Genomic DNA, 11,438 nt, shown 5'->3' on the forward strand with positions numbered 1-11,438 from the left:
ATAAATGGAAAATAAGCTATATATGAAAAAAAATGTCAAAATTCCTGTTATCTTTTTACTTCTGCTAATGTTTGGCTCATTTTTAATTTTTGTAGGTTCAAGAAATGATGCGGTATCTGTTGCCAAAAGCATTAAATCTGGCGTATTAACGGCTGACGAAATTAATATTGCCTTTCAAAATGTCGGCGGAAAAGTCACCCAACGATTTGTGCAAGAGTCACAAATGGTAAAAAAAGGTGATCGGTTAATGCAATTAGAAGATATCGATACCAAGCTGGCTATCGATCGCTTACAAGCTTTAGTTGATAGTCAAAAAGCAGCAGTCAATCAAGAACAAGCAACCATTGAAATTACGGAAAACGAGACTAACCTTTCAGAATTAACAACTTGGCGCAAAATTGAAGAAGTACAAGCCAATTTAGAAGCAGCAAAATCTGCTCAAAATTTAGCGAAGACGGAATTTGATCGCCAAACCCAATTACGAAAAACAGGTGGCAACTCACAGTCACAACTTGATAATGCACGTAATGCATTTATTAATGCCAAAATGCAAGTTGTGCAAATTGAAAGTCAATTATCGACTTTAATGATTGGCGCAACACCAGAACAAATAAGCCAATTTGAACAAACGCAAAATGCAACCGGCATGACATTAAAGTCCATCTTAATTGCTCGGCAAAAACTCCAAAATCGCCAAAATCAATTAGCACAGCTTAAAGCACAACTTGCGCAAGGTGAAGCTGAATTAAAACAGTTACAACTCAATTATGAACGACTAACGTTAAGAGCACCTGAAGATGGAAAAATATTAAAACTGATGTTTGAAGATGGCGAAATAGTACCAAACGGCGCACCCGCAGTATTGTTAGAGACTAACCGTAAATATATCGACATTTATGTGAATGAAAAAATGGTAAATGATTATCAACCTGACACAACTGTCACCGCTAATGTGATTGCGCTGAATAAAGAAGTAAAAGGTAAAGTCCGCTTTGCCACCGCTGCGCCATCATTTGCCGATTTACGTATGACACGAGAACGCGGCCAAGCCGATCTAACCTCTTATCAAGTTAGAATTTATATAGAATCGATTCCAAAATTATTAACCGGAATGACACTTGAGGTGGATCAATGATGCAAAACATCATTAAATCTATGCTCGAAGAACTTGACGCCATGTTGTCAGGTCACTTTATCCCTTATTATAAAGTTTCACTTGGCTTAGCGGCAATTATTTCACTGGTATTTTCAATCGTATTAAGTCACGGAGCCGTATTTGAAGGTAAAATTGCGGTGATTGATCTTGACGGATCAAATTATTCGACCGAATTAATTAGTAAAGTCAATACGTCACCTTATATTGAAGTAACGGAAGTGATAAGATCGCCAGTAAACCCGATAACGTTAGTTTCACACGACCGTAATTTAGGTGTTTTATATATTCCTAAAGGCTTAGAAAAAAGCCTAAAAAAAGGCGATCAAACCGTCCGCCTAGGTTATTTTGCTGATGACACCAATGATGCACAAAATGCCAAAGTACTACAAAGCCTTAACGAATATATTCCTGAATTAGGTGCCGAACTGAGTGTTGGTAAAATTGCTGCATTAGGGCTTGGTAAAGAAGGCATTGAAGCAACCTTATCACCCATGCAACTAAAAACACGTTACCTGTTTAATCCGGCAAGTTCATCGACAATTTCGACAATTATTTATTTTGTTTACTTTTTCTCATCATTAACTTACGGGTTAACTTCATTGATGATTATTGGCCGATTAAAAGTTACTGGTATGTGGCAAATGGCCATAGAAAGAGGCTTCTTATCTTTATTAGCAAGAACGATTCCTTATGCGCTATTTTACACAACCGCATTAACCCTTATTACCGCTATACTAGTAATATTTGGGCAACTACGTTTTGAAGGTAACTATTTTGCTTTTGTGCCGAGTGTATTTATGACAGGACTTGCCTTTGGTTGGTTAGCCTTTTTACTTTCTTGGACAACAAATAATCCGGGCGAAGGCGCGGGCAGAATGATCTTTTTAGTTCCGCCTGGGTTTATTATGGGAGGATCAACAATGGCAGTGGGTATTATGCCTATTTGGACATACTACGTTAGCCACGCGTTTCCATTAGTTTGGTTATTTCGATTTTTCCGTGATTTTGCCATGCGAGGGCGTTCACTGATTGATATGTTAGCAACTTATGGGGCTTACATCATCTATTTAACGGTTATTGCTTTTGTGGTGATGATGTTTGTTGAACGAGTAAAAAAGACAGCTAATGCATCATAATTTATTGGCAGTTTTAGTTTCGAGCGTTTTAAGCATTATTAAAAAACAATGCAATACCTTCGCTCGAAACAAAATAATCGATACAATTATCTATATTAAAAAAGCCTAATTCACTCACCATACTTAATTCAGCATAAACCCCATTATGTTTCTAGTTTAAATGACTGTAAATTTCAACTATCTTGCTCATAAAGGGTAAAATTTGTGAGCACCATCACTTATAGCATAAAATTTCATTTCTTTTCTTCTTATCAAGGATTATCTTTTTACAAAAAATAAAGAAACCCGTTCTTGCATAATCCAATTAAAACTCGAATACCAAGAACCAGTTTTTATTCTTATAAAACATTGTGCTGACAACAATTATCATAAAAAAGAAAAAATTAAGCATTTCATCAATAAAATCATCATCTATATAATTCAGAGGAAAACATATGAAAAAAACAGTATTAAAAGGGATATTCGGTTTAGCATGTATTGTATCATTTTCAACATATGCAACAGATAATCATGAAGATTACACCCTAGAGCAAGTCGTGGTTTTTAGTCGCCATGGTTTACGTGCTCCGTTAGCTAGTCCAACAAGTACTCTAGGGAAAATCACACCCAATCAATGGCCACAGTGGGATACGCCAGCCAGTTATTTAACGACACGAGGAGGAGCATTAGAAAGCTATTTTGGCCACTATTTTAGTCAGTGGTTAGCCGATAATAAATTATTAACCGCCGATAACTGTCCAAACGAAAAAGATATTTATATTTATACTAATAGTCTTCAACGAACGATTGCAACAGGGCAATTTTTTATTGTTGGTGCCTACCCTGGATGTATTTTACCGATCATTCATAAAGAAAAACTTGGTCAAATGGATCCCTTATTTTCCCCTGTAATTAGAGATGATAGTGTTGAATTTAAGCAAGCTGCTATTGCTTCAATTAACCAAAATGCGGATGTAAATGGTATTACAGGTTTAAATAAAAAACTTAACAACGCATATCAAAATATGGCTAAGATAATTGATTATCAAAAATCAACTAATTGCATCACTGACAAACAGTGTGACTTTATTGATTTACCAACAGAGTTAATAATAGAAAAAGGAAAAGAACCAGGTATTACTGGGCCACTGCGTACCGGCACATCCATTGCCGATGCCTTCATTTTACAATATTATGAAGGAACACCTTTAAAAAAAGTTGCTTGGGGTAAAATAAAAGATGAGCAACAGTTTAAACAACTTGTTGCTATTAAAGAGCATTATAATACCGTACTATTTGGCTCACCTACCGTGGCAAAACATGTTTCTGCAAATTTAGTTAATTATATTAATCACGCTTTTACTGACAATGGAGAGACAGCTAAATTCACTCTTTTAGTGGGGCACGATTCCAATATTGCTTCGTTATTTTCCGCTATGCAAATTCAATCCTATAACTTACCTAATCAATTTGAAACCACACCGATAGGAGGTAAAGTCGTATTTCAAAAATGGCGCGACAATCGTAGTGGTGAGAATTTAATGAAAATAGAATACTTTTACCAATCCACTGAACAAATTCGCAATTTATCACCATTAAATCGTAATAATCCACCACAAAAAGTTACGCTAACCATGACAAACTGCCCAACTAATGCGAAGGGGTTTTGTTCTTTTTCAACATTTAAACAAATTATGGGAGATATCACTAAATAAAGAATAAAACCGTTCATAGTAAGCCATACTTGATTGTGATTTCAATGCTTACTATGAATCTAGGCAGTACAAATTATTTCTTATTACTTAAATCAAACAAAATTGCCTTTGTAAAATTAGGAGATTAAATAAAGGAATCGATTGCTTAACCATTTTTTTGGGAATACTCGATGCGCCATATAAAACTAAAGAAACATCAGCCTCAAATGGATAATACGAGGCATCAATCATAATTGATAAAACACTATCTATTTAAGAATTAAAAATAAAATCTGATCCAGATCACAAAAAAAACTTTTTTCAATTGCAAAAAAAGATTAACGTGCAAAAATGTTACCCGTAACAGATAAAGGTATACGAAGGAACTGCAATGACGAAAAAAAACAAACAAGTTTTTGTATTAATGGGTGTATCGGGTTGTGGTAAATCAGCGGTAGCCAAACAAGTGGCTTATAACTTAGATGCCGCATTTTTAGATGGCGATTTTTTACATCCTAAAGCCAATATTTTAAAAATGCGCAGTGGCACACCTTTAAATGATGAAGATCGAATGCCTTGGCTTAACTTAATCAGCAATGCCGCATTTGCCATGAGTAATGTTAACGATGTTTCGATTATTATCTGCTCGGCGTTAAAGCGAAAATATCGGGATATTATCCGTGGTGAAAATGAAAACGTACATTTTATTTATTTAAAAGGCAGTTTCGATGTCATCGCTGAACGCCTAGCGAAACGCACAGGCCACTACCAAAAAACAGGCATGCTTCAATCGCAATTTGATACACTTGAAGAGCCAACAGCCGATGAGAAAGATGTCTACAACATCAACATTGAACAACCATTAAAAGACGTTGTGCATGATACTGAGCAAGTAATACGCGCAACATGCCATTGCTAAAAAAAACAAATAAAATAAAACTTAAGCGAACAAAGAAAACAAAGAAGAGGTCAATGTGAATTCAACTGTCCAAGCTGTAACAAAACGAATTATTGAACGTTCAAAAGCATCACGCGAAGCTTATTTACAAAAAATAGAAAGGGCAATAAGCAACAAAGTCACCCGCGCCAGTTTGCCTTGTAGTAATTTGGCCCATGGTTTTGCCGCTTGTTGTATTGATGACAAAAACGATCTAAAAAATATACTAAAAAGCAACATTGGCATCATCAGCTCTTACAACGACATGCTTTCAGCGCACAAACCTTACGAATTTTACCCTGAACAAATCCGCAAAGTACTGCACGAAGTGGGCGCGGTTGGACAAATGGCGGGAGGGGTACCTGCAATGTGCGATGGGGTTACCCAAGGTGAACCCGGAATGGAGCTGTCATTAATGAGCCGAGACATCATTGCCATGTCTGTTGCAGTTGGTCTTTCACACAATATGTTTGATGGCGCTTTATACCTTGGCATTTGCGACAAAATCGTACCGGGATTATTTGTCGGCGCATTAACCTTTGGACATTTACCTGCCATTTTCATACCTGCAGGCCCCATGCCATCAGGATTAGCGAATAAAGAAAAAGTCCGAATTCGCCAGCTTTATTCAGAAGGTAAAGCAACGCGTGAAGATTTGTTAGAATCAGAATCAGCCTCGTATCACACAAGCGGAACTTGTACCTTTTATGGCACCGCCAACAGTAACCAAATGGTAATTGAATTGATGGGGTTACATTTACCCGGTGCTGCATTTGTTCATCCAGAAACCGCATTGCGCTTTGAATTAACCAATGCAGCGGCCAAACAAATTACTCGCTTAACCCAACAATCAGGTAATTACATGCCTGTTGGCAAAATGGTGGACGAAAAGGTCATCGTCAATGGACTCGTTGCATTACTCGCAACTGGTGGGTCAACCAATTTAACGATGCATATAGTCGCGATGGCAAAAGCGGCAGGAATTATTATTAATTGGGATGATATCTCAGACCTGTCAACCGCCGTACCACTACTTTGTCGAATTTACCCAAATGGTCCCGCCGACATCAACTACTTCCAAGCAGCTGGTGGCACAGCTTTATTAGTGAGGGAATTATTGGCTGGTGGTTTACTACATGAAGATGTTGAAACAGTTGCAGGACACGGCCTAAGCCGCTATACCAAAGAACCAATATTAGAAAATGGCCAACTTGTTTTCCGCGAAGGTCCAACCAAATCATTAGACGAAAACGTCATTGCTTCAATAAACAAACCATTTAACTCACATGGTGGGCTAAAAGTCATGTCAGGCAACCTTGGGCGAGCGGTAATGAAAACATCGGCTATCGCGCCAGAGCACCAAATTATCGAAGCCCCAGCCGTTATTTTCAATAGCCAATACGATTTAGATGCTGAATATAAAGCGGGCAAATTAGATAAAGACTGCGTAGTTGTTGTACGCTATCAAGGCCCCAAAGCCATTGGCATGCCAGAATTACATAAACTAATCACACCGCTAGGCGTACTACAAGATAAAGGTTACAAAGTTGCCTTATTAACCGATGGTCGACTATCGGGCGCGTCAGGCAAAGTGCCGGCGGCTATCCATGTCACACCAGAAGCTTATGATGGTGGTTTATTAAGTAAAGTCCAAGACGGCGACATGATCCGCGTTAATGGACAAACTGGCGAAATCACACTACTTGTCGACGAAGCAGAACTAACCAAACGCCAACCAGCCCCATTTGATCTCACCGATTCTCATCAAGGTTGTGGACGTGAACTTTTCACTATTATCCGTGAAAATTTAACCTCAGCAGAAGAAGGCGCTGTCAGCTTCTAGTACCAACACTCTGCCGCATATAGCGGCAGAGATCTTAAGTATAAATTACTTCTTGATAAAATTATCTACCAACAAATTAACAACATCCCCCATTTTTCCGTGTAATGAAGCTTTTACGCTATAAAGAGCCATCCCCATAACTTGCGATGGTAGAATTTCAGGAGGCATGACTAACTCATTAGAGCTGGTTTTCACATCTAACAAGGCAGGGCCGGAGTGTGATAAAAATGATTGCATCGCCTCCTCAAGTAAATCAGAGCTATCAACTCTTATGGCAAATAGTCCCATGGATTCGGCAACTTTGGCAAAATTAGGATTTTGTAAATCGGTATAGTGATCAACCAACCCTTCAGATTTCTGCTCCAATTCGACAAAGTTGAGAGAACTATTATTAAGCACAATAATTTTGATTGGCAACTTTTCTTGAATTGTGGTTAACAAGTCACCCATCAACATACTAATACCCCCATCACCTGATAAAGTAATAACTTGCCGATTAGGAAATGCTTTTTGAACACCTAATGCTTGTGGCATTGCATTTGCCATTGTGCCATGTTTTAAGCTAATTACTGTGCGCCTTTTTCCATTGGTATTAAAATGTCGACAAGCCCAAACCATAGCGGAACCGACATCGGCACAGAGCACGGCATCTTCTGCTGCATATTTATCAACAAGCTCAGTTAAATATTGAGGATGAATTGTTGTTTGCGAAGGCACTGCTTTCTTATTCAATTTATTCATCGATTTGGTATACAATTCACGGCATTTTTCTAAAAAACGACTATCTTTTTTTTCATCAACTAAAGGAATTAAAGCTGCCAACGTTGGTTTACTGCTACCGACAACCCCAACACTCACAGGATGACGTCGTCCTAGATGGGTCGCATCAATATCAACTTGAATAATAGTGGCTTTATCTGGATAAAACTGCGACCATGCAAAATCAGCACCTAACATAAGCAGTACATCACATTCTTTAATCGCCGTCGTTCCCGACTCCATACCAAACATCCCCGTCATCCCCACATTATACGGATTATCATATTCAACAAAATCCTTACCTCTAGAGGTATGCACAATAGGCGATTTTAATTTTTCTGCAAGCCCAACAAGTTCATCATGAGCTTCACAAACACCTTGCCCAGCAAAAATAGCGATGTTTTGATTTTTATTAAGTATTTCAGCAATTTGATTAAGTTCTTCATTAGATGGACGAATAACCGGTTTAGGGTGATAAATCTTATGCCCGCTATTATCCTCAACCTTAACTAAACTAATATTATAAGGTATCACTAAAACTGCCACACCGCGTTGATTAATTGCGGCTTGAACTGCGGCTGTCGTTATTTGTCTTGCTTGAGTAGGATCATTGATTTCCTGACAAAATACAGAACAGTTTTTATAAATAGATTCAAAATCGACTTCTTGCGGAAAATCAGTACCTTTTTGTGAAGTCACTAGCTGACTTGCCAATAAAATAACCGGCACTTTATTACGTTGAGCTTCGTAAATACCATTAATAAAATGCAAACTTCCCGGACCACACGAACCGGCACAAGCCGTAATTTGATCAGTTAAATATGCTTCTGCTCCTGCTGCAAAAGCGCCAACCTCTTCATGGCGGACATGCACCCATTCGATATTACTTTTTTTAATAGAAGAAGTAATATAATTCAAGGTATCACCAACAATACCATAACAATGTTTAACACCAGCTTCGGACAAAACATCAACAATTATTTGTGCAACGGTTTTTTTTGACGACATACTTTCTCCTAAAAAATTACGGGTTAAATAATTTAAATTACTTAAATTACACCTACTTTCCCATAATGCGAATAGGCGATAAAAAAAACAGCAAAAAATGTTAAAAATGTCATAATAGAACAAATTTTGTCATATAAACTTAATGCAAAAATATTCCCTATTGCAATAAATCAAGGTATTATGTCCAAAATCTAATCGGCATTTATAGAGCTACTTTTTGTGGAACATTTGTCACCTGAGCATAATTTAGTATCATCAATTACACAATTCTTACCGAATGACTTTATTGAATACTACCCACTGATTACCGTTTGCTTATTATTATTAATAGCCATTTTAATGTTTTCATTCAGCAAATTAAGAATGGACATTATCGCCCTACTCACCATCACGGCAATCACCATCACAGGCGTATTAACCCCTACCGAAGCACTATCAGGATTTAGCGATCCCAACATCATTTTAATTGCGCTACTCTTTGTTATTGGCGAAAGCCTTGTCAGAACCGGCATATCATACAAAATGAGCGAATACATATTAAAAATCGCGGGCAAAAACGACATACGCATCATCACCTGCATCATGCTAGGCGCCGCCTTACTAGGTTCAATAATGAGCTCAACAGGCGTTGTTGCCATCTTTATCCCCGTTGCCATTAGCATTGCAAATCATACAGGTATTCACGTCAAAAAATTAATGATGCCACTATGCATAGCAGCACTCATTAGCGGCATGATGACATTAGTCGCAACGGCGCCAAACCTAGTTGTTAATAGTGAATTAAACCGCTCGGCATTAACTGAGTTCAGCTTCTTCTCGATTACGCCGATTGGCATTGGTGTTCTAATTGTTGGTGTGACTTATTGCCTACTAACACGCAATTGGCTACTCACTGCCGAACAAATCACCCCAAACAACACCCAACCGCAAAGACGCAAAATTACCGACCTTATTCGCGACTACAAATTAATTGGCCGTGCCCATCGAGCACAAATACTAGCAGGCTCGCCTTTTGTTGGACGCACTATCGATGGCTTACATTTACGTAGCAAGCATGGCGTAAATGTTATTGGTATTGAACGTTGGCGCAAATTTCACAAAGTATTAATTTCTGTTAATGGCTCAACCGAATTTCGTGAAAATGACATATTACTGCTAGACATGTCACACTCCGAAGCCGATTACCGTACTTTTTTAACCACCAATAACCTTGAACCCAAAATATTGCGTGGTGAGTATTTTTCGGAACAAGTAAAACAAGTCGGCATGGCCGAAGTCGCTCTACTACCAGAATCAACACTGTGTGGCAAAACACTTAACGAAATCGATTTCAGAGGGAAATACTTCCTAACAGTCATCGGCATATGGCGTAATCACGCTCCAGTTGAAACCAACAACCTATTCCAAGAACGTTTAGAAATGAGCGACACATTATTAGTCTGTGGTGATTGGGGATCGATTCAAAAATTACAAACTCGCACCAATGATTTTGTTGTATTAGACTACCCAGCAGACATTGACGACATAGCGCCAGCAAGCAGCCAAGCGCCGGCAGCATTAATCAACTTAGCTATAATGATAACCTTAATGGTTACCGGCATTGTACCCAACGTAGTTGCGGCCTTAATTGCCTGCTTACTTATGGGCGCCACGCGTTGCATTGACATGACTAACGCTTATAAATCCATACACTGGCCCACCTTAATTTTAATTATTGGCATGATGCCTTTTGCACTCGCTCTCAATAAAACGGGTGGAATTTCGCTCATATCCGCTTGGCTTGAAGTTCACCTATCCTCGTTCGGCCCCTATATGGTGCTGACATTTATTTTCTTATTATGTTCAACAATTGGATTATTTATATCTAATACCGCAACCGCTATTTTAATTGCGCCAATCGCCATTGATTTAGCACTAAAATTTGGTTACTCGCCCTACCCATTTGCCATGACGGTTGCCATTGCCACCTCCGCCTCATTTATTACCCCTGTATCATCACCAATTAAAACCATGGTGGTTGCACCGGGTGGATATAGTTTTGGGGATTTTGTTAAAATTGGCGTGCCGTTAACGTTTTTGGTTATGGCGGTGGATATTGCTTTAGTGCCGGTGTTTTTCCCGTTTTAAAGCCTAGCTATGATAATGATTGAAAAATAAGAGAATTAAAAAATGATCAATTTTTTACAAACTATTATGGGACTTGCAGTTTTTGCTGCATTAATTATCGGACTGTTGACTTTCTTAGGCTTATTTATTCGATTGTTATGTTACGTAATTATAAAGCAAGTAAAATTAGATAGAATAAGTGATGAAATATTGATACAACACTATAATATGTTTAAAAAATACAAAGATAGTGTTTTTTTGGCATTTTTATGCTACGGCATTCTTTATATGTATGGTATGAAATTAAATCAAAAAGCTTTTGAAGTTTATCAACAATGTATGATTAAACGTAGTTTACCTTTGTAATTTTCACTCACCAATTTAAACTATAATGATGGCAATATCGCTGTTGTGATTAATTTGTCAACGATAGTTTGGTTCAGGACAAAATATCCCTGTTTGGCGTGCTGACCTCGCGCGGTTGTCGGCACATTCTGATGTTTTTGTGAGGCGGTTTTTGTTAAAAAATAGCTAGAAAAACTTTAATAAAATCAATACCTTTCCTGACCGATTTTTGGCGGAAAATCAGGCCTTTTTTGTTTTGGTGAATAGAATAAATTGTGCAGAGGTTTCGGACGTTTTGACCTATAGTGAACAAAATAGCCGCAGTGACCACGTCCGAGTCAGGGAATTAATGAACTGCACCCCAAAAGTTGTACAAAAAAACTAAGCTGCTGGAAAATAATACTCCCGATATTGAACAGGACTCTTTTTGTCCAAGCTTAATTTAATTCTTCTATGATTATAATAATGGATATAT

The 11,438-nt window shown here is 38.0% G+C and carries 9 protein-coding genes; 7 read left to right on the forward strand and 2 right to left on the reverse strand.

All coding sequences use genetic code 11. The features are described from left to right. Nucleotides 1-22 precede the first annotated feature (22 nt). The 5 genes from ACYH9I_RS09810 to edd all read left to right on the forward strand — a co-directional run bounded on the left by ACYH9I_RS09810 (nt 23) and on the right by edd (nt 6,745). Nucleotides 23-1,135 carry an HlyD family secretion protein gene (locus ACYH9I_RS09810; protein ID WP_483560554.1) on the forward strand — a complete coding sequence of 371 codons (1,113 nt, stop codon included), beginning with the start codon at nt 23-25 and terminating at the stop codon, nt 1,133-1,135. After that, nucleotides 1,132-2,292 (forward strand): ABC transporter permease, encoded by a 1,161-nt coding sequence (locus ACYH9I_RS09815; RefSeq protein WP_483560555.1) that lies wholly within the window; start codon nt 1,132-1,134, stop codon nt 2,290-2,292. The genes ACYH9I_RS09810 and ACYH9I_RS09815 overlap by 4 nt, the downstream gene beginning before the upstream one ends. A 434-nt stretch (nt 2,293-2,726) precedes the next feature. Further along, nucleotides 2,727-3,986, forward strand: coding sequence for a bifunctional glucose-1-phosphatase/inositol phosphatase (agp, locus tag ACYH9I_RS09820; protein ID WP_483560556.1), 1,260 nt, complete (start codon nt 2,727-2,729; stop codon nt 3,984-3,986). A gap of 370 nt (nt 3,987-4,356) precedes the next feature. Then, nucleotides 4,357-4,884 carry a gluconokinase, GntK/IdnK-type gene (locus ACYH9I_RS09825; RefSeq protein ID WP_091348480.1) on the forward strand — a complete coding sequence of 176 codons (528 nt, stop codon included), beginning with the start codon at nt 4,357-4,359 and terminating at the stop codon, nt 4,882-4,884. A 55-nt stretch (nt 4,885-4,939) separates the two neighbouring features. Then, nucleotides 4,940-6,745: a phosphogluconate dehydratase gene (gene edd, locus ACYH9I_RS09830; protein WP_483560557.1), complete on the forward strand. Its 1,806-nt coding sequence runs from the start codon at nt 4,940-4,942 to the stop codon at nt 6,743-6,745. 45 nt (nt 6,746-6,790) lie between these two features. Here the strand turns inward: edd and ACYH9I_RS09835 are convergent, their stop codons facing one another. After that, nucleotides 6,791-8,512: a thiamine pyrophosphate-dependent enzyme gene (locus ACYH9I_RS09835; RefSeq protein ID WP_483560558.1), complete on the reverse strand. Its 1,722-nt coding sequence runs from the start codon at nt 8,510-8,512 to the stop codon at nt 6,791-6,793. Nucleotides 8,513-8,851: 339 nt separating this feature from the next. On the opposite strand from ACYH9I_RS09835, the gene ACYH9I_RS09840 reads away from it, so the two are divergent. After that, nucleotides 8,852-10,639 (forward strand): SLC13 family permease, encoded by a 1,788-nt coding sequence (locus ACYH9I_RS09840; protein ID WP_483560561.1) that lies wholly within the window; start codon nt 8,852-8,854, stop codon nt 10,637-10,639. A gap of 42 nt (nt 10,640-10,681) precedes the next feature. Then, nucleotides 10,682-10,984, forward strand: coding sequence for a hypothetical protein (locus ACYH9I_RS09845; protein WP_483560559.1), 303 nt, complete (start codon nt 10,682-10,684; stop codon nt 10,982-10,984). Nucleotides 10,985-11,344: 360 nt separating this feature from the next. On the opposite strand, the gene ACYH9I_RS09850 is transcribed toward ACYH9I_RS09845, so the two are convergent. Further along, a complete protein-coding gene (locus ACYH9I_RS09850) occupies nt 11,345-11,434 on the reverse strand; it encodes an IS3 family transposase (protein ID WP_483560562.1) in 90 nt (29 codons plus the stop codon). Nucleotides 11,435-11,438 lie beyond the last annotated feature (4 nt).

It is taken from the genome of Gilliamella sp. X-23, assembly GCF_057063545.1.